Raw genomic sequence first — 26,397 nt, 5'->3', positions numbered from 1 at the left:
ACTTTATATGTGCTTTATAAGTGTTGGAATTCTGAAGTTTCAATATTTAATCGGAAATAATATAGGGTCTTGTGTGATGTTTTTTCATGTGGGATTTTAGTTCGGCGGCGGAATAGGAATTGGCCGTGTCGATAAGTCTTCCCATAGGCTGATATATTATATTTCGAAAGGATATTGTTGTATGAAAGTTGCTGCTTTCTTTGCTGATTCTCACACCCGACATTCTGACGTAAAACCTTCTTTCACAACGGATCAAGCGGCCACGCAACTTTTACGCGGAGGCTTTCGCCATCACGACCGTAACGGCGATGAGAAAATTGATTTGTCCTTTACAATGGATGAACGCTTTTCTACGCAACAGAAAGTGTCCATTCGCATGGCCTTGCAAGCCTGGTCGGACGTGACCAATATCAAGTTTAAAGAGAACGCCACCGGTGTGGACGGTTCATTAAATATCATTGCAGACCCCAACACTAACGATGGGTTGGCGGGACTTCCTAATGAATATTACGGCGATGTTACAGCAACAATCGGAACCAGAAATGCCTCTAATCCACGCCAGGGAGATAACTTTTCAAGGGTGGTCATTCATGAGTTGGGGCACGCGCTGGGCCTTGACCATCCGGCAGATTACGAAAGTGCGACTACCTATGAACGTTCAGCCTATGTACAGGACACTAAGGCTAATAGTGTCATGAGCTACTGGTCTGAAACCAAACAAGCTGCTCATGATTTTAAATGGAACCAACCGTCAGTGCCTATGAAGGATGATATTGCGGCTATTCAGAAACTCTACGGTTCCAATCTGCAGACGCGCAACACGGATACTACTTATGGCTTCAACTCCAATACTGATCGTAAGCACTTGAGTCTCAACTCGCCAAGGGATGAGCCGGTATTTACCGTCTGGGATGGAGGCGGCAATGATACGTTGGACTTTTCGGGCTTTCACCAGCACCAGTTGATCAACCTCAACGCTGAAGCGTTCTCCGATGTGGGAGGGCTGCGAGGGAATGTCGCCATCGCCAAGGGGGTTGCCGTGGAAAACGGCATCGGTGGGGCCGGTAACGATGTGGTGATTGGCAATCAAATGGGCAACAGGATCAAGGGCGGTGGCGGCGCAGATAAATTAACGGGCGGCGGCGGCGAAGACGTTTTTGTCTACGACGAGGTCGATGAATCCACCCTCAAGTGGCCGGACGAAATTCTTGATTTCACCAGTGGCACGGACAAGATTGACCTCTCGGGCGTGCTTAAAAAGGCCAACCTTAATAGTCTGGATGTCGTGGAGCGTTTTACCGGTCGGCCGGGTGAGATAATCCTCAGTCACAACCCTTCAACCGGCCAGGGCAGCCTTAGCCTTGACGTGATGGGTAACGGCATCGCCGACGTATTCATCAAAAGCCACGGGGCTGTTCGGCGGGGCGACGTTTTAACCGGTGGGCCCTCCAATCCGGCAGTGACGAATCCAGAACTAACACCGGAGCCGGGACCCGAGGCAGAGGTAACGCCAGAACCCGACGAATTCAACTTCGACACTGTCTACGGCTTCAACTCCAACACCTGCAATCCGGCCATGAGTCTGGTACCCGGGAGCGGTGCCCCAAGGTTTACCGTAAAAGACTCCCACGGTTACGACACGTTGGACTTTTCCGGGTTTAAACAAGCCCAGAGAGTCGACCTGCGTGCTGGGGCCGCCTCCAGCGTGGGGGGCCAGCTAGACAATGTTGTGATCGACAGAAACACCACCGTAGAGAGCGGCATCGGCGGCTCCGGTAACGACCTGATGATTGGCAACAGTGTCAACAACGACATCATCGGCGGCGCAGGCGGCGACACGCTTTGGGGGGTGGGTGGTGCGAACACGTTCATCTATACGGCCGCCAGTGACTCACACTATGACAACCCGGACATGATCATGGACTTTGTGAGTGGCAGAGACCGGATAGACCTACGCGCCTTGAAGGCCGAGGCCAACGTATCTTTGCGACTGGTAGATACCTATACCGGCCGTATTGGCGATACGGTGGTGAAATACAATCAGCAGAGTGATCGATTCTTCGTGGGCGTGGACCTCACCGGAAACCGCCGCACGGACTTCCTTGTTAAAAGCACCCGCCTGGTAAAACCCTCAGATGTGGTCGGTTTGTCGGTTAAATAACAAGGCGGCGCCAGGCCTGGCGTGCGCTCTACGTGCTCGCTTCAATCCCGAATCGGCAAGCCAGTTCCTTGCGTCCCTTGGGGGTTAGCCCAAGGGCTCGGCTATCCAGGTCCTGGGTGACCCATTTGCGGTTGATGATGCTTTGCAGCAAAGCCGCTCCCAACGCGCCGGCCAGGTGCGGGCGGCGCATGCTCCAGTCCAGGCACGAACACGCAAAACGACGCCGCTGGGCGCGAAGCACGTCCACATCAATACCCAATTCAGACATCGCTTTTTCGCCGTCGGCTGTGAGTTGGTAGGTTCCGTCGCCGATCAGCCAGCCAGACTCGATGAAATGGTCATGCAGCCGTACTGCCAACGTCCCGGCCATGTGGTCGTAGCAGGTCCGGGCGAACTGCAATCGGCTGGGCGTGGTTGCAACAAACGTGCTTGAGGCGTTTTGGCTGATCACCATCAACGCCTCAATCACCAGCGCGATATGCGGGCCCGCCAGGCTGTAGTAGCGATGCCGGCCTTGGGTGTGCAGTTTGACCAGCCCGTCTTTCTTGAGCCTGGACAGGTGGGCGCTGGCGGTGGAAGCACTGACTTGGGCAATCACCGCCATCTCAGTGCTCGTGCGCGCATGGCCGTCCATCAGCGCGCAGAGCATTTTGGTCCTCGCCGGTTCAGCAATCGCACCGGCTACCTTGGAAATGGCAGAGTCATCGTTGTGAGCATTCATACTTCGTTCCTGAACGAATCGTTGCCATGGGCGGTGGCCGATAGTAGCGCTTCTATTGCACAGGACGTATGAAATGACACCGCTGGAAGCCGCTACCCATCAAGACCCCTATGATTATTACGCACGCCTGAGGCGCCACGACGAACTGCTGTTCGATGAAGGTCTCGGCTTATGGATAGCCAGCACTGCCAGAAGGGTCGAGGCCGTTCTGGCGCATCCTGACTGTCGTGTGCGTCCGTTGCATGAACCAGTGCCTTCGTCTATTGCAGGCAGCGCAGCGGGACGGGTTTTTGCAGCGTTGATGCGTATGAATGATGGCGCAGGTCATCGGTGCCCCAGGGCGATAATCGAGCCGGCGCTGGCCACGGTGAACATTGCGGATGTTGTGGCGCAGGCCATCGGGCCCGTCGATAACCTGAACCTGTTCATGTTTACGTTTCCCGTGTCGGTGATCGCGTCGCTGTTGGGCGTTCCTCGCGAACATCTGCAAGAAGTCGCTGGGCTGACGCGGGACTTTGTTGCCTGCCTTTCGCCCCTCAGCAGTGACGCCCGGCTGCGTGATGCCAATGCCGGTGCGAGCCGGCTGCGGGAAGTTTTCAGCGCAGTGTTGGAGGACACAACGTTGCGGGCCCACATCCGCCGCCGCTACGAAGCCAGCGAGTGGCAAGACCCTGAGGCACTGATCGCGAACCTGATCGGGCTGCTCTCACAGACCTGCGAAGCCAGCGCGGGGTTGATCGGCAATACGCTGGTTGCACTGCATCGACGGCCTGGGCTGCTTGAAGAAATTCAGCGCACGCCCACCCTCGCCGGTGCGTTGGTAGAGGAGGTAGCCCGCTACGATTCGCCAGTGCAAAACACCCGGCGATTTGTGGCCAGGCGCTGCACAATCGGTGACAGGATTCTGGAGGCTGGAGATACCGTGCTGGTGCTGCTGGCTTCGGCCAACCGGGACCCGGCGGCGAACCCGGCTCCTGATAGTTTTTTGCTTGAGCGAACCCAGCGGCGACTCTTCAGTTTTGGTGCCGGGCACCATCAGTGCCCAGGGCAGCACCTTGCCTTGAACATCGCCGCGCATGCTATTCGAGCGCTGCTGAGTCTTCAGCCAGCGACGCTCGCGGGTTCTCTTGCATTCAGCTATCGGCCGTCGCTTAACGGCCGCATCCCTTGCTTTTAAACATCCAGTAAACCGGCCGTCAGTCAGACCCGCGAATTCTGTGCCTGAGTAAAGATAACTCTAGAGTTACTTTTATTCAGGCCGGAGCAAGGTTGAAGTGGCGCACATCCTGTTGCAGGAGATCGCGGCAGAAGGCCGGGTGATTCCGATGCCAACGTCGGTGGCCGCGCACCACGATCATGAGGAATACGCGGGCATGGGCTGGGGCATGTTGGAACTCGATATCTCGCCGTATCTGGGCAAGACCGAGAAGGTCAATGTGACCTTGCCCGGCTATGTGATCCAGCGTATCGATCGTTACGTGCGCGAGCATAAAGTGAAAAGCCGCTCGTCATTTCTGGCGGATGCGGCTTTGGAGAAACTGGTGCGGTTGTAAGCTTGATCAGGCGGTTGCAACTGCCACTTGCCGCGATGCACTCAGGAAGCGCAATAACGCCACCAGCGGGAATGCGCTGCCCACCAGCATAACGCCCAGCCAGCCGCCATGTTCATACACGCTGCTGGCAATCGCCGAGCCGAAGGCGCCGCCGATGAAGATGCTGGTCATGTAGAGCGCGTTCAGCCGGCTGCGGCTGTTGGCGTCGAGGGCGTAGATGGCGCGCTGGCCAAGGACCATGTTCATCTGCACGCAGAAGTCCAGGACCACGCCGGTCACCGCCAGGCCGATCACGCTGTACAGCGGGTGCACGAAGGCCGGCAGGAAGCTCAGTGCGGCAAACAACATCGCCAGCAATGAAGCGCGATGGGTGTGACCGGCATCCGCCAGGCGCCCGGCAATGGGCGCGGCGATGGCGCCCAGGGCACCCACCAGGGCAAACAGGGCGATCTGGCTTTGGCTCAGGCCATGGTTGCGGGACAACTCCAGCGGGGCTGCGGTCCAGAACAGGCTGAAGGTGGCGAACATGCAGCCCTGGTAAAACGCCCGCTGGCGCAGTACGGGTTGGCGACGCAGCAAGGTGCCCAGCGAGCCCAGCAACTGGCGGTAACTGGCGGAGTGATCCGGTTGGCGCTTGGGGATAGTCAGCATCAACACCACGCTGATGAACGCCATCAGTGCGGCGGCCGCCATGAACATAGCGCGCCAGCCAAAGTGGTCTGCCACCACGCTGGACACGGGCCGCGCCAGCAGGATACCCAGCAGCAAACCGCCCATGATGCTGCCGACCACCCGGCCACGGGATTCAGCCGGCGCCAGGTGCGCTGCCAGCGGAATCAGGATTTGTACCGACACTGAACTGAAGCCGATCAGCAGCGACACCAGCAGGAACAGGTTCGGCTGTTCGGTGAACGCCGCACCCAGCAGGCTGGCGATGGCCACCACGGTGGTGATGATCATCAGCCGGCGGTTTTCCAGCAGGTCGCCCAATGGCACCAGGAAGAACAGGCCCAGTGCATAGCCGATCTGGGTCAGGGACACGATCAGGCTGGCCATGGCCGGTGTGAGGCCGATGTCCGGGGCGATCAGCTCGATGATCGGTTGCGCGTAGTAGATGTTGGCGACGATGGCGCCGCAACAGAACGCAAACAGCATCACCATGCCTCGGGTCATGGTGTTTGTAGCGTGGGGCGTGGCGTTCATGGCGTTCTCATAAAAGCGAAGGAAAGGCGAGCGAGAATAATGATTGGGCCAGGAGGGGAGTAGGCCGTTTACCGTGATAACACTCATGCCGGGAATTAATGACTGAAACGTTAACGTTCGGGCTGATGGTCGATGATACATTCAGTCACAACTGCAAAAACAGGAAATCGACTGCCATGAAGACAACATTCAACAAAATGTTCCTGGCCTCAAGCCTGGCCGCACTGATGACCGTGGGCGTTGCCCAGGCCCAGGATGCTCCACGCGTGGGCGTGCGGGGCGCAATCACCGCGATGGACGGCGATGCGATGCACGTCAAGGTAAAGAGCGGTGAAGACGTCACCGTGCACCTGACCAAGGACACCCTGGTGCGCGCCGTTACCCTGGCCAGGATTGAAGACATCAAGCCTGGCAGTTATATCGGTTCGGCGGCCATGCCCAATGCCGATGGCACCCTGACGGCGCTGGAAGTGCACGTGTTTCCACCGGCCATGGCCGGTACCGGCGACGGGCACCGGGCGTTCGACCTGAAGGAAGGCAGCAGCATGACCAACGGCACCGTGGGTGACCTGGTGGTGAGCAATGGCCGCACGTTGACCGTGAAGTACAAGGGCGGCGAGCAGAAGATCGTGGTGCCGGAAGATGTGCCGATCGTCAACCTGGAACCGGGTGATCGCAGCTTGCTCAAGCCGGGGGTGAAGGTGGTGATGTTTGCGGCGAAGGACGCGGACGGAAGCGTGACGGCCCAGGCAATTTCTGCGGGTAAGGATGGCGTGACACCGCCGATGTAACGGCACTCAAACAAATGTAGGAGCTGGCTTGCCGGCGATGCGGGCACCTCGGTGTATCAGTTACACAGAGGTGATGCTATCGCCGGCAAGCCAGTTCCTACACTTAGAGCGGTTTATTGACCGGAATAGATCTGGTCAAAAACCCCGCCATCATTGAAGTGGGTCTTCTGCACGGTGCGCCAGTCACCAAAGGTCTTCTCGACCGACAGGAAGTCGACTTTCGGGAAACGGTCGGTGTATTTGGCCAGCACTTTCGGGTCACGTGGACGCAGGTAGTTGTTGGCGGCAATTTCCTGGCCTTCCGGCGACCACAGGTACTTCAGGTATTCCTCGGCAGCCACGCGGGTGCCTTTCTTCTCGACAACCTTGTCGACCACAGACACCGGCGGCTCGGCTTCAGCGGAGACGCTTGGGTAGATCACTTCGAACTGATCACGGCCGAATTCACGGGCGATCATTTCCGCTTCGTTCTCAAACGTTACCAGCACGTCGCCGATCTGGTTGGTCATGAACGTGGTGGTGGCGGCACGGCCACCGGTGTCCAGCACGGGCGCGTGTTTGAACAGGTCGCCGACGAATTTCTTGGCTTTCTCCTCGTCACCGCCATTTTTCAGCACATAACCCCAGGCCGACAGGTAGGTGTAGCGGCCGTTACCGGAGGTTTTCGGGTTGGGCACGATGACCTGCACGCCATCCTTGAGCAGGTCCGGCCAGTCTTTCAGGGCTTTCGGGTTGCCTTTGCGCACGATAAACACCGTGGCCGAGGTGAACGGCGCGCTGTTGTTCGGCAGGCGGGTGACCCAGTTGTCCGGCACCAGTTTGCCGTTGTCTGCCAGGGCGTTGATGTCGGTGGCCATGTTCATGGTGATCACGTCAGCCGGCAGGCCGTCGATCACCGAGCGCGCCTGTTTGCTCGAACCACCGAACGACATCTGCAGGGTCAGCTTGTCGTCCGGGTGCTCGGCCGCCCAGTGCTTCTGGAAGGCGGCGTTGTAGTCTTTGTAGAAGTCGCGCATCACGTCGTAGGAGACGTTGAGCAGGGTAACCGGGGCGGCCTGGACCGCGCCCGCCAGTGCGAGGCCGGCGGCCAGGAGAGAGGCGCTAACGAGTTTTTTCACTGCTCATTCCTTGTTGTTCGAGAAGGTTGTCGACGATGTAGGGGCAATATGCCAGCGACTATAGCCGGGGGTGCATAGTCGCTTAAAGATTAAAAAGAACTTTGCTTATTCCACTTTCTTGAAAAGCCCATTGCCACAACGCGAGCAGAACGCAGCATTGGGCTCATGGCTGTCTTTCTTGCACACGGGGCAATCCGTTTGCAGTTGCTCGCCACGCATGGCGTTGGCCAGCTCGGCCGTAAAGATCCCGGTGGGCACGGCGATGATCGAGTAACCGGTGATCATCACCAGCGACGAAATCACCTGGCCCAGCGGGGTCTTCGGCACGATATCGCCAAACCCCACGGTGGTCAGGGTGACGATCGCCCAGTAGATGCCCTTGGGAATGCTGGTAAAGCCATGTTCCGGGCCCTCGATGACGTACATCAAGGTGCCGAACACCGTGACCAGGGTGCAGACGCTGAGCAAGAACACCACGATCTTCTGCTTGCTGCCCCGCAGCGCCGACATCAGGTAATTAGCCTGTTTCAAATAGGGGCTCAACTTGAGTACGCGAAAGATCCGCAGCATCCGGATGATCCGGATAATCAGCAGGTACTGCGCGTCGCTGTAATACAGCGCCAAAATCCCGGGCACGATCGCCAGTAAATCCACCAGCCCATAAAAGCTGAAGGCGTAGCGCAACGGCTTGGGCGAGCAATACAGCCGCAGCCCGTACTCGATGGCGAAGATGATGGTAAAGCCCCACTCGATATAGGCCAGCACATTCGCGTAGTTGTCGTGGACCGCCTGGATGCTGTCGAGGATCACAATCACCAGGCTGGCGAGGATGATCAGCAGCAAGGTGCTGTCGAAGCGTCGACCGGCCGGGGTGTCGCTTTGGAAAACCATGACGTAGAGACGTTCACGCCAGTGCTTGTTGCTGTCCATGGAAGTCGCCTGAATCGAAGATCAGCGAAGCCTAGGGGGATTCGAACGGGCTGTCCATGCGGGCTTTGTGCATCACCCGATGGCCGGCGCGCACCAGCCAGGTGGCGAGAATAAACGGAGCGGTCAAGGCGGGCAGGTTCAGGCCGGTGAAGCCCGGGGTGAGGATGATCGCCAGCAGAATACCTGTCAGCGGCAGCCAGGGTTGGCGGCGATGCTGGCTGAGGGCCAGGGCTGCCAGCGCCGGGTTATAGCTGTGCAGGCCGAGGAGGGCGCTGGCGGGTTCGTCCATCAGCAGGGCGACCAGCACACCCAGGCTGGCGCCGGTCAGCGCCCACCCTGCGGCGCGGCGGCTGGCGAGCAGCAAGCCGAGGGCGATCAACAGGCCGGCCAGGGGTTGGTTCAGCAGGATGACTTGGGCAAGGCCTGTGAAGGGCGCGCAGAGCAGCGCCCAGGTATCGGGTTCGCTGGCGGCAAAGGCGGCGGGTGTGGATGTGCCGAGCAGCAGCCAGCCGAGTACCACAAAGGGCGCAGTGTAGGCAGGCAGGTCATCAGGTTTGGCGGCGCGTTTGAGCCACTGGCGGGTGAGGATTGCACTGAGACCGCCGCACGCGAGGATCAACGGTGGCAAGAGTGCCGACCAAGTGAAGTGCTGGCTGATCAACAAACCGAGCAGTATGCCGTTGTAGCTATATAAGCCGGCCTGGCGCTCGGCCTTGGGATAGCCGCGGCGTTGGGCGGTCAGCAAGCCGGCGACGCCGCCCAGCAGTGCGCCGCCGAGCAGGGCCGGGGCGCCGATCAGGATCGCCAGCAGGCAGAGCAGGCCACACAGCGGGTGGCGCTGCAGGAATATTTGGCTGAAGCCGTTGAGCAGGGCTTCGGCCCAGTCGGGGCAGGGTTGGTTGGGCATGGTAGGTGAGTCTGAGGGACCGAGTTGCCCCCAATCGCAGGCAAGCCAGCTCCCACATTTGAAGGGGTTCACAAATCAAATTGTGGGAGCCGGGCTTGCCCGCGATGAGGCCCTTACAGGCGCTAGATCAACGTCTCGATACGCAGCGAATTGGTCGACCCCGGCTGCCCGAACGGCACGCCAGCGGTAATCACCAGCGTATCCCCACGCTGCGCCATGCCTTGGGCCTGGGCAATCTCCAGCGCCGTGGAGCACACCTCATCCACCTGCCGCAGCCGGTCATTCACCACCGAGTGCACGCCCCACGCCAGGCTCAGGCGCCGCGCCGTGGACAGGTTCGGCGTCAGGTTCAGGATCGGCACTGCCGGCCGTTCCCGTGCGGCCCGCAGGCTGGAGGTGCCGGATTCGCTGTAGTTCACCAGCACCGCCACCGGCAGGATGCTGCTGATACGGCGAATCGCGCAGCTGATGGCGTCTGACACCGTGGCATCCGCCTTGGGCCGGCTGACGTCCAGCTGGGTTTGATAGTCCGGGCCGTTTTCCACCTGGCGAATGATCTTGCTCATCATCAGCACAGCTTCCAGCGGGTATTCACCGGAAGCAGTTTCCGCCGAGAGCATCACCGCGTCCGCACCTTCAGCCACCGCATTGGCCACGTCGGTGACTTCGGCACGGGTCGGCGCCGGGGAGAAGCGCATGGATTCGAGCATCTGCGTGGCCACCACCACCGGTTTGCCCAATTGGCGGCAGATCCCAATGATGTCCTTCTGGATTTGCGGCACGCTTTCCGCCGGCACTTCCACACCCAGATCCCCTCTGGCGACCATGATCGCGTCGCTCAGTTCGGCGATTTCCCGCAGGTGTTTCACTGCCGACGGCTTCTCGATCTTGGCCATCAGGAACGCCTTGTCGCCGATCAACTCGCGGGCTTCGCGGATATCTTCCGGGCGTTGCACAAACGACAGTGCCACCCAGTCCACACCCAGCTCCAGGCCGAAGCTCAGGTCGCGGCGATCCTTGGCCGTCAGCGGGCTGAGTTCCAGCAACGCCTGGGGTACGTTCACACCTTTGCGGTCCGACAGTTCGCCGCCGTTGAGCAAGGTGGTGTCGATGGCGTCGGCGTGCTTGGTGATCACCCGCAGGCGCTGCTTGCCGTCGTCCAGCAACAGGTCCATGCCGGGCTGCAGGGCCGCGATGATTTCCGGGTGCGGCAGGTTGACTCGCCGTTGGTCGCCAGGCGTTGGGTCCAGGTCCAGGCGCAGGGCCTGGCCGCGAATCAGTTGCACCTTGCCCTCGGCAAAACGTCCAACCCGCAGTTTCGGCCCTTGCAGGTCCATCAAGATGCCAAGTGGGTAGTTCAGCTGGCGCTCCACCTGGCGAATCCACTGGTAGCGCTGGGCATGGTCGGCGTGATCGCCATGGCTGAAGTTCAGGCGAAAGATGTTCACCCCGGCTTCCACCAGCTCGCGGATGTCGTCGATGCTGTCGGTGGCCGGGCCCAGCGTGGCGAGGATTTTGACCTTCTTGTCAGGCGTCATGTTCAGGGGACTCTCTTTCAGGGCTTTCAAGAATCAGAATGGCGCGAAAATCGTTGACGTTGGTGCGGGTCGGCTCGGTGATGATCAACCCGTCGAGGGCCGCGAAATAGCCATAGCCATTGTTGTTGTCCAGCTCATCACTGGCGCTCAAACCCATGGCCTCGGCGCGGGCGTAGCTGGTGGGCGTCATGATCGCGCCGGCATTGTCTTCGGAGCCGTCGATGCCGTCGGTGTCACCGGCCAGGGCGTAGACGCCGGGCAGGCCCTTGAGGCTGTCGGTGAGGCTAAGGAGGAATTCGGCATTGCGCCCGCCACGGCCATTGCCGCGCACCGTCACAGTGGTTTCGCCGCCGGAAATGATCACGCAAGGCGCCGCCAGCGGCTGGCCGTGCTGGATGATCTGCCGGGCGATGCCAGCATGCACCTTGGCCACGTCGCGGGCTTCACCTTCCAGGTCGCCGAGGATCAGCGGGCTGAAGCCGGCCTGGCGAACTTTTACCGCCACCGCTTCCAGCGATTGCTGTGGGCGGGCGATCAGCTGGAAGTGGCTGCGGGCGAGGACCGGGTCGCCGGGTTTGACGGTTTCCGACTCCGGGCTTTGCAGCCAACTGCGTACCGATGCCGGGATTTCAATCTGGTAGCGCTTGAGGATTGCCAGCGCCTGTTGCGAAGTGCTCGGATCGCCGACGGTAGGCCCCGACGCGATGACCGTGGCCTGGTCGCCCGGCACATCGGAAATCGCATAGGTATAGACCGTGGCCGGCCAGCTGGCTCGGGCCAGGCGGCCACCCTTGATTGCCGAGAGGTGCTTGCGCACGCAGTTCATCTCGCCAATGGTGGCGCCGGATTTGAGCAGGGCTTTGTTGATTGTTTGCTTGTCCGCCAGGGTGATGCCGGCGGCCGGCAGGGCAAGCAGCGCAGAGCCACCGCCAGACAGCAGAAAGATCACCCGGTCGTCTTCGCCCAGGTTGCTGATCAGCTCCAGCACACGCTTGGCCACGGCTTGGCCTGCGGCATCCGGCACCGGGTGCGCGGCTTCGACCACTTCGATTTTCTTGCAGGGCGCACCGTGGCCGTAACGGGTGACCACCAGGCCGGTGACTTCGCCTTGCCAGCAGTTTTCCACCACCAGCGCCATGGCGGCGGCGGCTTTGCCGGCGCCGATCACGATCACGCGGCCGCTGCGGTCGGCGGGCAGATAAGGTTCGAGGACTTGCCGGGGGTGGGCGGCGTCGATGGCTGTGGCAAACAGCTCGCGAAGCAGGTGTTGCGGATCGACCGACATAAGCGGGCTCCCGGGGGTTCTTGTTATTAGAGGCAATGCAAAAAACTGTAGGAGCCGGCTTGCCGGCGATGGCGGCCTGAAGGCTGGCGGTGAAGCTGCTGGCCTCATCGCCGGCAAGCCGGCTCCTACAGGGAAGGGCAGGGGTTATTTATCGCGAATCGAAAAATTCGCCATATGCTCCAGGCCCTTGATCAGCGCCGAGTGGTCCCAGTTGCCGCCGCCGATGGCGGTGCAGGTGCTGAACACCTGTTGGGTACCGGCGGTGTTCGGCAGGTTGATCCCCAGCTCCTTGGCACCCGCCAACGCCAGGTTCAAATCCTTCTGGTGCAGGTTGATGCGAAAGCCCGGGTCGAAGGTGCCTTTGATCATCCGCTCGCCATGCACTTCGAGGATTTTCGAGGAGGCAAAACCACCCATCAGCGCTTCACGCACCTTGGCCGGGTCTGCGCCGTTTTTTGAGGCGAACAGCAGCGCTTCGGCCACCGCCTGGATGTTCAGCGCAACGATGATCTGGTTGGCCACCTTGGCGGTCTGGCCATCGCCATTGCCGCCCACCAGGGTGATGTTCTTGCCCATGGCCTGGAACAGCGCCAGGGCGCGTTCGAAGGTGTGCGGGTCGCCGCCGATCATGATGCTCAGGGTGCCGGCCTTGGCACCCACTTCGCCGCCCGACACCGGAGCGTCGAGGTAGCGCGCGCCGGTCTCGTTGATCTTCGCGGCGAAGGCCTTGGTAGCGGTAGGTGATATCGAACTCATGTCGATCACCACTTTGTTCGGCCCCAGGCCAGCGGCAACGCCGTCGGCGCGGAACAGCACATCGTCGACCTGCGGGGTGTCGGGCACCATGACGATGATGAACTCGGCTTCCTGGGCCACTTGCTGCGGGTTGGCCAGGGCCACCGCGCCCGCGTTGATCAGCTCGGCCGGGGCCTTGCCGTGGTGCTCGGACAGGAACAGCTGGTGACCAGCCTTTTGCAGGTTGGCGGCCATGGGTTGGCCCATGATGCCGGTGCCGATAAATCCGATTTTAGCCATGACGAAAATCCTCTCTTTATTCGATGTGAGAGCTGCTTTTTGTGGGAGCTGGCTTGCCTGCGATGGCATCACCTCGGTTTAACTGAGAGACCGAGTTGCCTGCATCGCAGGCAAGCCAGCTCCCACACAAGCCCTGCTTTCACATTGGGTTCTGTGTTGTGGGTTAGATCGCGTTATGGGTTTTCAACCAACCCAAACCCGCTTCGGTGGTGGTCAACGGCTTGTACTCACAGCCGACCCAACCCTGATAACCAATGCGGTCCAAATGTTCGAACAGGAAGCGGTAGTTGATCTCACCGGTGCCCGGCTCGTTGCGCCCCGGGTTGTCTGCCAGCTGGATGTGGTTGATCTCACCCAGGTGCGCAGCCATGGTGCGGGCCAGGTCGCCTTCCATGATTTGCATGTGATAGATGTCGTATTGCAGGAACAGGTTGGCACTGCCCACCTGCTCGCGAATCGACAGGGCCTGCGCCGTGTTGTTCAGGTAGAAACCCGGAATGTCGCGGGTGTTGATGGCTTCCATCACCAGCTTGATGCCCACCGCCTGCAGCTTGTCGGCGGCGTACTTGAGGTTGGCGACGAAGGTTTTTTCAAGCGTCGCGTCATCCACACCGGCAGGCCGAATCCCCGCCAGGCAGTTGATCTGGGTATTGCCCAGTACCTGGGCGTAGGCGATGGCCAGGTTGACCCCGGCGCGGAACTCCTCGACCCGATCCGGGTGGCACGCCAGGCCGCGTTCGCCCTTGGCCCAGTCACCGGCCGGCAGGTTGAACAGCACTTGGGACAGGCCGTGGGCATCGAGTTGCGCCTTGATTTCAGCCGAGCTGAATTCATAGGGAAACAGGTATTCCACGCCACTGAAGCCCGCGTCGGCGGCGGCTTTGAAACGGGCAAGAAAGTCCTGTTCGGTAAACAGCATGGACAGGTTGGCGGCAAAACGCGGCATGGGGTTCTCCTTAATCGAGCAGTGAGATGGCGGTCGGTGCGTCGTTGCCCACCAGTGCCAGGTCTTCGAATTCGTTGACGGCGTTGATTTCGGTGCCCATGGAAATATTGGTCACCCGCTCCAGAATAATCTCAACGATCACCGGAACCTTGAATTCTTCGATCATTTCCTGAGCCTTGCGCAGTGCAGGCTGGATCTGGCCTGGCTCGAACACCCGCAGGGCCTTGCAACCCAGGCCTTCGGCGACGGCTACGTGGTCGACGCCATACCCGTTGAGTTCCGGCGCATTGAGGTTGTCGAAGGACAGCTGCACGCAGTAGTCCATTTCAAACCCGCGCTGGGCCTGGCGGATCAACCCCAGGTAGGAGTTGTTCACTACCACGTGGATGTACGGCAGCTTGAACTGCGCGCCCACCGCCAGCTCTTCGATCATGAACTGGAAGTCATAGTCGCCCGACAGCGCCACGACTTTGCGGGTCGGATCTGCCTTGACCACACCCAGCGCCGCCGGAATGGTCCAGCCCAACGGGCCGGCCTGGCCACAGTTGATCCAGTGGCGGGGTTTATAGACGTGCAGGAACTGTGCGCCGGCAATCTGCGACAGGCCAATGGTGCTGACGTAGCAGGTGTCTTTGCCGAACACCTGGTTCATCTCCTCGTACACCCGTTGCGGCTTGACCGGCACGTTGTCGAAGTGGGTCTTGCGGTGCAGGGTGGCCTTGCGTTGCTGGCAATCGTGCAGCCAGGCGCTGCGGTCCTTGAGTTTGCCAGCGGCTTTCCACTCGCGGGCCACTTCAATGAACATCGTCAGGGCAGAACCGGCGTCGGAAACGATGCCCAGGTCCGGCGTAAATACACGGCCGATTTGCGTCGGCTCGATGTCCACGTGAATGAATTTTCGGCCCTCGGTGTACACCTCCACCGAACCTGTATGGCGGTTGGCCCAGCGGTTGCCGATGCCCAGCACCACGTCCGATTTGAGCATCGTGGCGTTGCCATAACGGTGGGACGTTTGCAGGCCGACCATGCCCACCATCTGTGGGTGATCGTCCGGGATCGTGCCCCAGCCCATCAGGGTCGGGATCACCGGGATGCCGGTCAACTCGGCGAACTCCACCAACAGTTCGCTGGCGTCGGCGTTGATCACGCCGCCACCGCTCACCAGCAATGGGCGTTCAGCCTGGTCCAGCAGTGCCAGGGCTTTTTCCACCTGGATGCGGGTCGCCAACGGCTTGGCCAGGGGCAGCGGCTGGTAGGCGTCGATGTCGAATTCGATCTCGGCCATTTGCACGTCGAACGGCAGGTCGATCAGCACTGGGCCAGGGCGGCCGGAGCGCATCTCATAAAAGGCTTTCTGGAAGGCATACGGCACCTGGCCGGGCTCCATCACCATGGTCGCCCACTTGGTCACCGGCTTGACGATGCTGGTGATGTCGACAGCCTGGAAGTCTTCCTTGTGCATCCGTGCACGCGGCGCCTGGCCGGTGATGCACAGGATCGGGATCGAGTCGGCCCAGGCGCTGTACAGGCCGGTGACCATGTCGGTGCCCGCCGGGCCCGATGTGCCGATGCACACGCCGATATTGCCGGCCTTGGTGCGGGTGTAGCCCTCGGCCATGTGCGAGGCGCCTTCAACGTGGCGAGCAAGGACGTGATCGATGCCACCGACCTTCTGCAAGGCCGAATACAGCGGGTTGATCGCGGCGCCCGGGATACCGAAGGCGGTGTCGACCCCTTCACGGCGCATCACCAGGACGGCGGCTTCGATTGCTCTCATTTTGCTCATGGTTTTGGTGCCTCTTGCGTTTTGTAATTGTATACAAGTGGTGTTTGTCCGAAGTGTATTCACGGCGAGCGGGGCAGGTCAATCCATTTTCTTGGCTGACCTTTACGTTCGTCGGAAGGCTCCTGGATAAGGTTTTTTCGACATGTGGCGCGTATGTTTCGAAATATTGTATACAAAAAATAAATCTATTGTGTTCTATTTGTTGGATCCGGCTTCTGATCAAACAGAGCCCCACGGCTTTCCCCATAACAAGATAAGGACGGCACCCATGAGCGCTTTAACCTTGAAAGTCGCAGTCAACCTGGCCAGCCACGCCATTGCGGCAGGCCGCACCATTTCGTCGGCACCGCTGACCATCGCGGTGCTCGACAGCGGCGGGCATTTGATTACGTTGCAGCGTGAAGATGGCGCAAGCCTGTTGCGCCCGCAGATCGCGATCGGCAAGGCTTGGGGGGCGATTGCCCTGGGCAAGGGCTCGCGATTGCTGGCGCTGGATGCGCAACAGCGGCCGGCGTTTATTGCGGCGTTGAACAGTTTTGGGCAGGGCAGCGTGGTGCCGGCACCGGGCGGGGTATTGATTCGGGATCAGGCTGGCGTGGTGCTGGGGGCCATCGGGATCAGTGGTGATACGTCGGATATTGACGAGCAGTGCGCGATCAGTGCCATCGAGGGGCAGGGGTTGTGGGCGGATGCGGGGGTAACTGCCTGATTTGAAGTGACTGATGGATAGTCATCGCAGGCAAGCCAGCTCCCACAGTTGAATGTATTCACAAATCAAAATGTGGGAGCGGGCTTGCCCGCGATGGCGGCAACTCGGTCTCCAGTCAAAGCCAGATCGCATCCCACAGTGGGTAGTCGCCATATTTTTTCACCAGCCCCGCCCGCAAGGGGTTGGCCACGATGTACCGAGCTATGCCCTCAAGGTTTTCTTCGCGCCGCACGGCATGATCATGGAAACCTGGTTGCCAAAGACGCCCTTTTCGCCCGCCAACGGCATTCACGACTCGAGTACTTTTGGATTTGACTTGGCGCATCAGGTCAGCCAACGAACCGTTTTCCAGCGAAATCAACCAGTGGAAATGATCGGGCATCACTACCCAGGCGAGTGAGGTTGCCAATCGCTGGTTTTGCGCAATTCTGAATTGCTGCACCACCAGTCTGCCTAGCTTGAAGTTGCTGAATATGGGTTCGCGATGCAGTGTGTTGCTGGTCAGAAGATAAATTCGGTTGGGTTCGTTATAGCGGCCTGTGCGTAGACGAGATGAAGCGGGTAGATCAGGCATTCCGTTGCCCCTTTGCAGAAGTGAGTTCTGAAAGGCTAGATGGGAATGTTTTAAGGGGTGTTCCAGATTTTGGCGGGATGTGTCCGGGAGATAGCTATCGCGGGCAAGCCCGCTCCCACAGGGGACCTCTGTCGTTCATACATTCTGTGTCCGGCACAAATCCAGTTGCCTGCGATGACTACACCACGGTCTATCAGTCCGGCTCACACCCCTTCAACACCAACCGGATAATCGTCTGCGCCGCCGCCTCGTAATCCGCCTCATCCAGCCGGGCCTTCCCGGTCACCGCCGAAATCTGCCAGTCAAAATCTGCGTACGTCTGTGTTGCCGCCCAGATGCTGAACATCAGGTGATTGGGGTCGATCGGTGCGATCAGCCCCCGGTCCACCCAGCTCTGGATGCAGTTGATGTTGTGCTTGGCCTGGGCGTTCAGCTGTTCCACCTGCTCGGTACTCAGGTGCGGGGCGCCGTGCATGATTTCGCTGGCGAACACTTTCGAGGCGAACGGCAAATCCCGCGAGATGCAGATTTTTGAGCGGATGTACCCGCTTAACACTTCCTTGGGGTCGCCGTCAGGATTGAACGGCGTGGAGGCGGCCAGGATCGGCTCGATAATGCTCTCGAGCACCTCGCGGTAGAGGTTGTCCTTGGACTTGAAGTAGTAGTAAACGTTGGGCTTGGGCAGCCCGGCCTTGGCGGCGATGTCGCTGGTTTTGGTCGCGGCGAAGCCCTTGTCGGCAAACTCCTCACTGGCAGCCCGCAGGATCAGTTCTTTGTTGCGCTCGCGAATGGTGCTCATAGACCGGGAGGTTCCTTGCCAAGACAGGCGGTGGGGCATGGTAGCACCGGCTTTGCGCGGGCCTCAAGAATGCACCGTTGCGCGCTTTCCTTGAGGTGCGTTTGCCATTAACGTAACGCCTCTTTCGCAGTGGGCGGGTTGACCATGGACGCTTCTGACAAAAACGTGATTACCTCCCTTGATGTGGCCCGGCATGCCGGTGTGTCCCGGTCGGCGGTCTCGCGTACGTTCACCGCCGGCGCCAGCGTGGCCCCTGCTACCCGCGAAAAAGTAATGGCCGCAGCCAAGGCCTTGGGTTATCAGGTCAACATGATCGCCCGTACCATGAACAAGGGCAGCAGTAACTTTGTCGGCGTGGTCACCGCCGGTTTTGACAGCGCCTTTCGCGCCAGCCTCTTGAGCCCCATCGCCCATAGCCTGAGCCGTCGCGGCTTGATGCCGTTGCTGATGAATGCCGACGATCCGCAGCAGCTTGAGCAGTCGTTGCACGCCTTGCTGAGTTACCAGATTGCCGGGGTGATCCTGACCTCGGCCTCGCCACCCTTGTCGGTGGTCCAGCACTACCTGGACCGGCAGATTCCCGTGGCCATGATCAACCGTGGCCATGAGCTGGCCGGCGCTGAAGTCGTCGGCAGTGATAACCGGGCCGGCGGGCGAATGGCGGCCGAGGCGCTGTTGAAGGGTGGGGCCCGGCGCCTGGCGTTCATTGGCCAGGGCGAGCATAACTTCAGTAGCCGGGAGCGCTGGTTGGGGTTTGCCGAACGCTTGGCCGAAGACGGCCTCGAAGCGCAGACGGTGTTCAATGAAACCCCGGGCTACCAGGGCGGAATCCAGGCATTGCTGGCGTTGTTCAGCCAGGGCGAGGGTCCCGATGGAATCTTTTGTGCGACCGATATGTTGGCCCTGGGCGCACTCGATGCGCTGCGCTTCACCTTGAACATACAAGTGCCGCAACAGGTGCAGGTGATCGGGTTTGACGACATCGCCCAAGCCTCGCAACTGGCCTACGACCTGACCACTGTGCGTCAAGACAGTGTGCAGTTGGCGCAACGGGCGGTGAATGCGATTGTGGCCCGCGGCGAGAATTTCATGCGGATCGCGCAGTTTGAGCCGGTGCCGGTGACGTTGATTGAGCGCGGCAGTACGCTAATTCAGAAATAAAATTTCATAACCTACTTGAAGAGAAAATTTATTTCGTGTTGTATGAGCAGTAATCGGTGATCGGTTGGCCTTCGCAAAGGGCTTGCCTTCACTTTTTTTTCCAGGATGATTGCACACGTGTGCAATCAGCGTTTAGAGGTTGGGTTTATGAGTCAGGCACAGACGTTATCGGACCTGGATGAGCTGGCAGCACGGTATGCCTTGGCACGTGAGGTCGCCAGTGAGGCGGCCCAACGCGGTATGGCGTATTACCGTCAGCGCGAGCAGTTGAACGTTGAGCACAAGGATTCGGTACCCCAGGACGTCGTCAGCGTCGCTGACCGGGAACTGGAGGTGTTTATCAAGGCGCGTCTGGCCGAGCAGTTCCCCGCGGACGGGTTTGTCGGCGAGGAGGGCGGCGCCGACGGATTGCAGGCCCGCTGCGTGTGGGTGGTGGACCCGATCGACGGCACCAGTTGCTTCGTCAACGGCCTGCACACCTGGTGTGTGTCCATCGGCTTGTTGGTGGACGGCCAGCCCTGGCTGGGTGCAGTAGCGGACGCCAACCATAACGAACTTTTCCACGCCTGCCGTGGCCTGGGCGCCTACGTCAACGACACGCCGATTCGTGTCAGCCAGGCCGCGGATATTCGCTACGGCGTGACCGGAGTTGGCACTTCCCACCGACGTGGCAAAGAGCACTTCATTCCGTTTCTTTGCGGGTTGCTGGAGAGCGGCGGCATGTTCATCCGCAACGGCTCCGGCGCCTTGATGATTGCCTATGTCGCGGCCGGCCGGCTGGTGGGCTACTACGAAACCCATATCAACAGTTGGGACTGTGCAGCAGGGCTGGTGCTGGTCAGTGAGGCCGGTGGGCGCTGCAGTGATTTCCTGCGGGGCGATGGCTTGCTCAGTGGCAACCCACTGCTGGTGGCCAGCCCTCAGGTCTACCCGCAACTGGCTGGCCTGATCGGCCCGTCACTGGAGGCCTGAGTCTCGCTTCAACGTACAGCCAATAATAACAATAGGAGACTGTCCGCCATGAGATCCATCCTGCAACTGTTCCATGCCGCACCGGCCAGGCCCGGTGTCGACGACCCCGATGGCCGCAGGTTTCGCCGCGCACGCTGGCTGACCTTTTTATCCATGTCCTTGAGCTATGCGCTGTTCTACGTGTGCAGGCTTTCCTTCAACGTTGCCAAGCCTGCATTGGTGGCCCAGAACATCCTCAGCCCGACGCAACTGGGCATGATCGGCTCGGCGCTGTTTTTCACCTATGCCGTGGGCAAGCTGGTCAATGGCTTCCTGGCGGACCACGCCAATGTGCGACGCTTCATGATGCTTGGCTTGTTGATCAGCGCAGTGGTCAATGCGTGCATGGGCCTGACCACCAACGCCGTGATCCTGACCATCGCCTGGGGGATCAACGGTTGGGCCCAATCCATGGGTGTTGGGCCGTGCGTGGTCTCGCTGTCGCGCTGGTATTCGGACAAGGAGCGGGGCACGTTCTATGGCTTCTGGTCGATTGCCCACAGCCTCGGCGAAGCACTGACCTACATTGCGGTCGCGGCGATGATCGTGACCTGGGGTTGGCAATACGGTTACTGGCTGGCCACCGCGATGGGGTTGCTGGGTATGTTGCTGATTTACTTGTTCATGGCCGACTCGCCGCAAAGCGCAGGCTTTGCCGAAGTCGACGGCGGCCGTACCGAAATGGTCTCCAAGACCCTCGGCAAATGGGGCGCACAACTGGCGCTGCTGAAGAACCCGGCGCTGTGGTTGCTGGCGCTGGCGTCGTGCCTGATGTACATCGGCCGTTATGCAGTGATTTCCTGGGGCGTGTTTTTCCTTGAGAACGCCAAGGGCTACACCACGCTGTCGGCCTCGGCGCTGATCTCCATTACCGGCGTATTCGGGATTGTCGGCACAGGGTTGAGCGGGCTGATCTCCGACCGTTTCTTCAGTGGCCGGCGCCATGGCCTGGCGGTTCTGTTTGGCCTGATGAACAGTGCCTCCCTGGGGATGATGTTGTTCCTGCCGGGTGGCCATTACTGGCTGGACGCGGCGGCGATGATGCTGTTTGGCTTGTCCATGGGCGCATTGCTGTGTTTCCTCGGCGGTTTGATGGCCGTGGACATCGCCGCCAAAAGCGCTGCCGGTGCGGCACTGGGCATGATCGGGATCGCCAGTTATGCGGGGGCGGCGGCGGGTGAAATTCTTACCGGCGTGCTGATCGAGCACGGCACCACCCTGGCCGCAGACGGCAGCAAGCTGTACGACTTCCATACTTTGTCGCTGTTCTGGATCGGTGCCTCACTGGTCTCGGTACTGATGACCGCGCTGTTTTCCGGGCAGGTTTACCGCCGGCAACGGCATGCGTTGGCCAAGCCTTTAACTGACTGATAAACCCGTGTTTCAGAACAATCCGAGTGAGCAGCAAGGAGTACGTCTGCGCGTCTGGAAAGCCGTCGTGGGAAGTTGTCTTGACATTAAAAATAAAAATAACAGGTGCGAAGATGAAAAAAATGAGCGTTAACCCTAACAAGAAAGCCATCAGGCGGATCTCGTTGATCGGTGTGATGGTAGCCTCTACCACCGTCCAGGCCCTGGAACTTGATTACCAACATCAGTATTCGGAAGTCGATCGCGAGCATAAAGACAAAGTCATGCTCACCCAGGCACTCGACAATGGGCTGGCGTTCTCGTTCGAGTCGGTGATGAACACCGCGCCCGACAAGGACGGCCAGCCCGGCAAGGCGTTTTCGCGCCTGACCAAGGACGAACTCAAGGCCAAGGTCAAGTACAGCCACAAGCTGGGGCCGCACTGGAAGGTCAAGCCCAAGTTCACGTATGCCGTGGCCAAGGACAAGAAGTCCTATAAACCCTCGTTGAAAGTTTCTTACGCCCTCACTGAAAAGTTCTCCATTACGCCGGGCTATTACTACAAGCTCACTAACTACGACGCGTCGGGCAAGGAGGATAAAAAAGATAATGTGATTGAGTTGGGTGCCAAATACAAATTTGGGCCGTTGTCGGTAGGTGTCGGCCGCAAACAAATTTACAGCGACCAAGTCGTGTTTGACGGCACCAAGACTAACTACAGCAATAAGGTATTGTTTGAGTACAAGGTCAACAAACAATTTACGCCGTACCTGGAAGTCGCCGACGTGTACGTCGACAAGAACACCGACCAGCGCCAGGCGCGTTATCGCCTGGGTTTCAAATATGAATTCTGATCAAGGGAGACTGCGCATGACCGTATTCAAACGAACGGGCCTGGCCATCGCCTTGCTCACGCTGTGTGCGGGCCTTCAGGCCGCTGAAATCAGCCACTACGTGCTGGAAAAAGCCGTGCAGGTCAGCCGCCATGGCGTGCGCTCGCCCACCGACACCGACAAGCTGGTGCAGGCCACGGACCGCGACTGGACACCGTGGCTGGTGCAGGACGGCGAACTGACCGGCCATGGCTACCTGGCGGCCAGCCAGATGGGCGCCTGGCAGGCGGCCCATTACCGCACTGCGGGACTGTTGGCTAACGGCTGCCCGCCACCTGGGAGTGTGGTCGCCGTCGCCAGCCCCAAGCAGCGCACCCGCGCCACCGCCGCCGCGCTGCTGGACGGCATGTTCCCCGGTTGTGGCGAAAAGGCCCGGGCGCGGACCAAGCCTGACCCGTTGTTCCAGACTGATGAAATGCCCTTCGCCAAACTCGACCCGGCCATTGCCAAGGCGCAGATTCTTGAAGCCCTCGGCGGCACTCTTCAAGCGGCCCAGGAGCGCTTGCGACCGGACCTGGAACGCCTGAAAGACGCTGTGTGCGAAACCGGCAAAGCCTGCCCGTTCTTCGATACGCCTTGGGCACTGAAGGAAGGTGATGGCGGGCGCTTCAAGATCAAAGGCCTGGACAAGGCCTCGTCCATGGCCGAGACCATTCGCCTGCAATACAGCGAAGGCATGCCCCTGGCCGACGTGGCCTTTGGTCACGCCAAGGATGCAGCACAAGTCTCGGCACTGGGGCGCTTGCACAGGGCCAAATACGACTTCATCAATGACACGGCCTACATTGCCAGCCGTGGGGGTTCGCAGTTGATGAACCAGATTGTGCTGGCCCTGGAGCAGGGCACGGTGCTGGAAAAAAATGACCCACTGGGCAACCCGCCGCCCGCGCGCCTGTTGATGCTGGTGGCTCACGACACGAATATCTCGCACCTGCGCACCATGCTCGGCTTTACCTGGCAGCTTGGCGAGTACCAACCGGGCAATATCCCGCCCACCGGCACACTGGCGTTTGAACGGTACCGCGACAGCCAGACCGGTGAGCGTTTTGTCCGCACGCGGTTCATTACCCAGGGCATGGACCAGATCCGCGCGCTGCAGCCCTTGGACGCAGCGCACCCGCCGTTGCAGGTGGACTTCGATCAGCCTGGCTGCCAACACACCGCTGTCGGCACCCTGTGCCCGATCGCGCAATTCGTCGAACGCACGGGCCATGCAATTGACCGCTCGGCGCTGACGGCTTACCGCTACCCTTGACCCTGCGCGGCCATTCCCGTTTGCCATGAGCGGGAATGGCTCGTACGTTCACCCGAAACAGGATGCTTGTATGTTGTCTTTTCTCACACGCGTCATCCCTTTGTTATTGCTGGGCGTGGTCTCGGTGCAGTCGGTGCAGGCCGCGCCCGCCGACGGTTTTGTGCTGGACAAGGTGGTGCAGGTCAGCCGCCATGGCGTGCGACCGCCCACCGACAGTGCGAAGCTGGCCAAGGTCACCGGCCGCGAGTTGCCGAAGTGGTCGGTGCCAGACGGACACCTGACCGGCCATGGCTACGCGGCGGCGGTGGAAATGGGTCGCTACCGTGGCCAGGTGCTGCGCGCTGCGGGCTTGTTGCCCAACGGCTGCCCGGCCCCTGGCGAAGTATTTGTGCGCGCCAGCCCATTGCAACGGACCCAGGCTACCGCCACGGCGTTGCTCGACGGCCTGTTCCCCGGTTGCGGCTTGCAACCGAGCGTGGTGCAGGGCGACAAGGACGCGTTGTTCCAGGCCGATAAAATGCCGTTTGCCCGCCTCGATCCCCAGCGCGCCGAAGACAGTGTGCTCGCACGCATGGGCGGTAGTGTTGCTGGCGCCCAGGCCCGCTACCGCGGCGCCGAACAGTAGTTGCGCAACGTCATTTGCGCTGAGGCCACAGCGTGCCAATACCGCGACCAACCCTGGCAATTGGTCGAAGATGAAGAGGGTCGTGTGGCAATCAAAGGCTTGAGTCTTGAAGCCAATCTTGGGGAAACCTTCCGCCTGGAATACAGCGAAGGCCTGCCCTTGGACCAGGTTGCGTTCGGCCATGGCGTCACGTCGGCGCAGGTGGCGCAATTGACCACGTTGACCAAGGCCAAGTACGACTTCATCAACGACAGCCTCTACATCGCCAGCCGTGGCGGCTCGCAGTTGATGAATCAGATTTCCCTGGCCCTCAAACAGGGCACTCCCCAAGCCGTCAATGATGCCTTGGGTAACCCGCCGGACGCGCGGTTTACCCTACTGGTCGCCCACGACACCAACATCTCCTACCTGCGTACGATGCTGGGCTTTCGCTGGGCCCTGGGCGACTACCTCGAAGGCAACATTCCGCCGGTAGGCAGCCTGCAATTCGAACGCTACAAGCAGCTTAAGACCGGGCGCTATTTCCTGCGGGTGGCGTTCGAGGCGCAATCCCTGGACCAGATCCGCCAGTTGGCGCCACTGGCCACGGCGCAGCCGCCCTTGCATGCAGACCTTGCCAGCGGCGAAGGCTGTGTTCGCACCCAGGCAGGTTTGCTGTGCCCGATGGACGTAGCGCTCAAACGCCTGGAACAGCACATTGACCGTACGGCGCTGACGGCCTACAGCTATCGTTGATGATCGGTACGCGGCCCCCGTGCCTCGGGGGCTGCGGCTGACTATGTCTGTCTTGATGCTGAACGTATTCACGGTCGTACAGGCACACGTCGAACGCGCTGCTAGAGTTCAGGGCAGCGATCAGCCAAAGGGTGCGATCGCTCCATCCTGATTTCGGCGTTCGAGAGAAAAACCGTGGAGAAAAGCAGACGACGTACGTTCGCCTGGGCAGTTGGCACGTTGTTACTGGTAGCGTTGTTGATTGCCTTGGGTTTGCACTTCTTCGCGGGTGGGCATAAAGGCAGGCCGCCCGCCACCGGCGAACCGGTCGCCGTGGTGCCCGTGGTGTTGCAGGACGTGCCGGTGTACATCGATGCCCTCGGCACCGTCACCCCGACGCGCAGCGTGACCGTGGTCAGCCAGGTCGATGGGATCCTCAGCAGCGTGGAGTTCAAGGAAGGCCAGCACGTCACTAAGGGCCAGGTGATCGCGCGGATCGATGACCGTGCTCTCAAGGCCCAACTGGCGGTGGCCAAGGGCACCCTGGCCCACGACCAGGCCGTGTTGAGCAATGCCCAGCGCGATTTGGCGCGCTATCGCGAACTGGTCAAGGCCGGCTCCACCAGCCAGCAAACTGTCGACACCCAGGCCTCTTTGGTCCAGCAACAACTGGGCACTGTGGCCGCCGACCAGGGCAATGTGCAGAACCTTGAAGTGCAACTCAGCTACTGCACCATCACCTCGCCGGTCGACGGTGTGGGGGGCCTGCGCCTGGTAGACCCGGGCAACTACGTCACCACCACCAGTACCACCGGCATCGTGGTGATTACCCAGATGAACCCGGCCACGGTGGTGTTCGCCGTGCCCGAGGACGACCTGGGCGCTATCAACCAGGCCCTGGGCCGTGGCGCCGTGACGGTATTGGCCTACGACCGCAATAAAAAAGCCCTGTTGGCCACCGGCAGCCTGTTGGCCCTGGATAACCAGGTAGACACCACCACCGGCACGATCAAGGTCAAGGCGCAGTTCGATGATTCGGGCAATGCGCTTTTTCCCAATCAGTTCGTCAATACGCGCCTGAAAGCCGACACCTTGACTCAGGTTGCCGTGGTGCCCACCCGGGCGATCCAGCATGGCAGCAAGGGAGATTTCGTGTTCGTGGTGAATGGCGACAAGGCCAGCCTGCGCACTATCAAAACCGGCCCGTCCATGGGCGATGTCTCGGCAGTACTCGAAAACGCGGTCAAGCCGGGCGAGCAGGTGATCACCGAAGGCGCCGACAAACTGGATGACGGATCGGCGGTGAAGGTCGTCGCCCAGTGAGGAGCTGCC

General features: G+C 60.2%; 24 protein-coding genes and 1 pseudogene. 13 read left to right on the top strand and 12 right to left on the bottom strand.

Going from position 1 to position 26,397, the window contains the following annotated elements:
* The first annotated feature begins 181 nt into the window (after positions 1-181).
* Positions 182-2,161: a M10 family metallopeptidase C-terminal domain-containing protein gene (locus ACZRN6_RS26715; protein WP_464009237.1), complete on the top strand. Its 1,980-nt coding sequence runs from the start codon at positions 182-184 to the stop codon at positions 2,159-2,161.
* Between the two features lie 28 nt (positions 2,162-2,189).
* Here ACZRN6_RS26715 and ACZRN6_RS26710 read toward each other — a convergent pair whose 3' ends face one another.
* On the bottom strand, positions 2,190-2,882 hold the full coding sequence (locus ACZRN6_RS26710; RefSeq protein ID WP_464009236.1) for an ArsR/SmtB family transcription factor: 693 nt from the start codon (positions 2,880-2,882) through the stop codon (positions 2,190-2,192).
* Positions 2,883-2,955: 73 nt separating this feature from the next.
* Here ACZRN6_RS26710 and ACZRN6_RS26705 point away from each other — a divergent pair, with 73 nt between their 5' ends.
* Complete coding sequence (locus tag ACZRN6_RS26705) at positions 2,956-4,059, top strand: cytochrome P450 (protein WP_464009235.1); 1,104 nt, start codon at positions 2,956-2,958, stop codon at positions 4,057-4,059.
* A 91-nt stretch (positions 4,060-4,150) separates the two neighbouring features.
* Positions 4,151-4,435, top strand: a pseudogene (locus ACZRN6_RS26700) (type II toxin-antitoxin system HicB family antitoxin); the annotation flags it as partial.
* A 6-nt stretch (positions 4,436-4,441) separates the two neighbouring features.
* On the opposite strand, the gene ACZRN6_RS26695 reads toward ACZRN6_RS26700, so the two are convergent.
* Positions 4,442-5,638 (bottom strand): MFS transporter, encoded by a 1,197-nt coding sequence (locus ACZRN6_RS26695; RefSeq protein ID WP_322146554.1) that lies wholly within the window; start codon positions 5,636-5,638, stop codon positions 4,442-4,444.
* 176 nt (positions 5,639-5,814) lie between these two features.
* On the opposite strand from ACZRN6_RS26695, the gene ACZRN6_RS26690 reads away from it, so the two are divergent.
* On the top strand, positions 5,815-6,429 hold the full coding sequence (locus ACZRN6_RS26690; RefSeq protein ID WP_464009234.1) for a DUF5666 domain-containing protein: 615 nt from the start codon (positions 5,815-5,817) through the stop codon (positions 6,427-6,429).
* A gap of 113 nt (positions 6,430-6,542) precedes the next feature.
* Here ACZRN6_RS26690 and ACZRN6_RS26685 read toward each other — a convergent pair whose 3' ends face one another.
* The 8 genes from ACZRN6_RS26685 to gcl all read right to left on the bottom strand — a co-directional run bounded on the left by ACZRN6_RS26685 (position 6,543) and on the right by gcl (position 15,974).
* Positions 6,543-7,547 carry a sulfate ABC transporter substrate-binding protein gene (locus tag ACZRN6_RS26685; protein WP_322146550.1) on the bottom strand — a complete coding sequence of 335 codons (1,005 nt, stop codon included), beginning with the start codon at positions 7,545-7,547 and terminating at the stop codon, positions 6,543-6,545.
* Positions 7,548-7,652: 105 nt separating this feature from the next.
* Positions 7,653-8,477 carry an ion transporter gene (locus ACZRN6_RS26680; protein ID WP_322146548.1) on the bottom strand — a complete coding sequence of 275 codons (825 nt, stop codon included), beginning with the start codon at positions 8,475-8,477 and terminating at the stop codon, positions 7,653-7,655.
* Between the two features lie 31 nt (positions 8,478-8,508).
* Positions 8,509-9,384 carry an urea transporter gene (locus ACZRN6_RS26675; RefSeq protein WP_464009233.1) on the bottom strand — a complete coding sequence of 292 codons (876 nt, stop codon included), beginning with the start codon at positions 9,382-9,384 and terminating at the stop codon, positions 8,509-8,511.
* Positions 9,385-9,506: 122 nt separating this feature from the next.
* Entirely contained in the window at positions 9,507-10,922 is a 1,416-nt protein-coding gene (pyk, locus tag ACZRN6_RS26670; protein ID WP_464009232.1) for a pyruvate kinase, read from the bottom strand.
* Positions 10,912-12,207 carry a glycerate kinase type-2 family protein gene (locus ACZRN6_RS26665; protein ID WP_322146542.1) on the bottom strand — a complete coding sequence of 432 codons (1,296 nt, stop codon included), beginning with the start codon at positions 12,205-12,207 and terminating at the stop codon, positions 10,912-10,914. The genes pyk and ACZRN6_RS26665 overlap by 11 nt, the downstream gene beginning before the upstream one ends.
* A gap of 144 nt (positions 12,208-12,351) precedes the next feature.
* Complete coding sequence (locus tag ACZRN6_RS26660) at positions 12,352-13,242, bottom strand: 2-hydroxy-3-oxopropionate reductase (RefSeq protein ID WP_322146540.1); 891 nt, start codon at positions 13,240-13,242, stop codon at positions 12,352-12,354.
* A gap of 163 nt (positions 13,243-13,405) precedes the next feature.
* The gene (gene hyi / locus ACZRN6_RS26655; RefSeq protein WP_464009231.1) at positions 13,406-14,188 is read right to left on the bottom strand and encodes a hydroxypyruvate isomerase; all 783 of its coding nucleotides are present in this window, start codon (positions 14,186-14,188) and stop codon (positions 13,406-13,408) included.
* 10 nt (positions 14,189-14,198) lie between these two features.
* Positions 14,199-15,974 carry a glyoxylate carboligase gene (gcl, locus tag ACZRN6_RS26650; RefSeq protein WP_076015203.1) on the bottom strand — a complete coding sequence of 592 codons (1,776 nt, stop codon included), beginning with the start codon at positions 15,972-15,974 and terminating at the stop codon, positions 14,199-14,201.
* A 268-nt stretch (positions 15,975-16,242) separates the two neighbouring features.
* Here gcl and ACZRN6_RS26645 point away from each other — a divergent pair, with 268 nt between their 5' ends.
* Entirely contained in the window at positions 16,243-16,683 is a 441-nt protein-coding gene (locus ACZRN6_RS26645; protein WP_322146534.1) for a GlcG/HbpS family heme-binding protein, read from the top strand.
* A 115-nt stretch (positions 16,684-16,798) separates the two neighbouring features.
* Here ACZRN6_RS26645 and ACZRN6_RS26640 read toward each other — a convergent pair whose 3' ends face one another.
* Both ACZRN6_RS26640 and ACZRN6_RS26635 read right to left on the bottom strand, forming a co-directional pair.
* Positions 16,799-17,257, bottom strand: coding sequence for an REP-associated tyrosine transposase (locus ACZRN6_RS26640; RefSeq protein WP_464009230.1), 459 nt, complete (start codon positions 17,255-17,257; stop codon positions 16,799-16,801).
* Between the two features lie 193 nt (positions 17,258-17,450).
* Positions 17,451-18,056, bottom strand: a complete 606-nt coding sequence (locus ACZRN6_RS26635) for a TetR/AcrR family transcriptional regulator (RefSeq protein ID WP_464009229.1) — start codon at positions 18,054-18,056, stop codon at positions 17,451-17,453.
* Between the two features lie 144 nt (positions 18,057-18,200).
* Between ACZRN6_RS26635 and ACZRN6_RS26630 the strand changes: the two genes are divergently transcribed.
* From ACZRN6_RS26630 to ACZRN6_RS26595, 8 genes are all read left to right on the top strand, one after another.
* A complete protein-coding gene (locus ACZRN6_RS26630; protein WP_322146528.1) occupies positions 18,201-19,217 on the top strand; it encodes a LacI family DNA-binding transcriptional regulator in 1,017 nt (338 codons plus the stop codon).
* A 147-nt stretch (positions 19,218-19,364) separates the two neighbouring features.
* On the top strand, positions 19,365-20,189 hold the full coding sequence (locus ACZRN6_RS26625; RefSeq protein WP_322146526.1) for an inositol monophosphatase family protein: 825 nt from the start codon (positions 19,365-19,367) through the stop codon (positions 20,187-20,189).
* A gap of 48 nt (positions 20,190-20,237) precedes the next feature.
* The gene (locus ACZRN6_RS26620) at positions 20,238-21,599 is read left to right on the top strand and encodes an MFS transporter (protein WP_464009228.1); all 1,362 of its coding nucleotides are present in this window, start codon (positions 20,238-20,240) and stop codon (positions 21,597-21,599) included.
* A gap of 122 nt (positions 21,600-21,721) precedes the next feature.
* Positions 21,722-22,432, top strand: a complete 711-nt coding sequence (locus ACZRN6_RS26615) for a porin (protein WP_322146522.1) — start codon at positions 21,722-21,724, stop codon at positions 22,430-22,432.
* A 16-nt stretch (positions 22,433-22,448) separates the two neighbouring features.
* Positions 22,449-23,726 (top strand): histidine-type phosphatase, encoded by a 1,278-nt coding sequence (locus tag ACZRN6_RS26610; RefSeq protein ID WP_464009227.1) that lies wholly within the window; start codon positions 22,449-22,451, stop codon positions 23,724-23,726.
* Positions 23,727-23,796: 70 nt separating this feature from the next.
* Positions 23,797-24,351 (top strand): histidine-type phosphatase, encoded by a 555-nt coding sequence (locus ACZRN6_RS26605; protein WP_464009226.1) that lies wholly within the window; start codon positions 23,797-23,799, stop codon positions 24,349-24,351.
* Positions 24,352-25,086: a histidine-type phosphatase gene (locus ACZRN6_RS26600; protein ID WP_464009225.1), complete on the top strand. Its 735-nt coding sequence runs from the start codon at positions 24,352-24,354 to the stop codon at positions 25,084-25,086.
* A 174-nt stretch (positions 25,087-25,260) separates the two neighbouring features.
* Positions 25,261-26,388 carry an efflux RND transporter periplasmic adaptor subunit gene (locus ACZRN6_RS26595; RefSeq protein ID WP_464009224.1) on the top strand — a complete coding sequence of 376 codons (1,128 nt, stop codon included), beginning with the start codon at positions 25,261-25,263 and terminating at the stop codon, positions 26,386-26,388.
* The last annotated feature ends 9 nt before the right edge of the window (positions 26,389-26,397 follow it).

Source organism: Pseudomonas sp. A125, from assembly GCF_055409485.1.
This window is presented reverse-complemented; position numbering and strand designations above follow the sequence as displayed.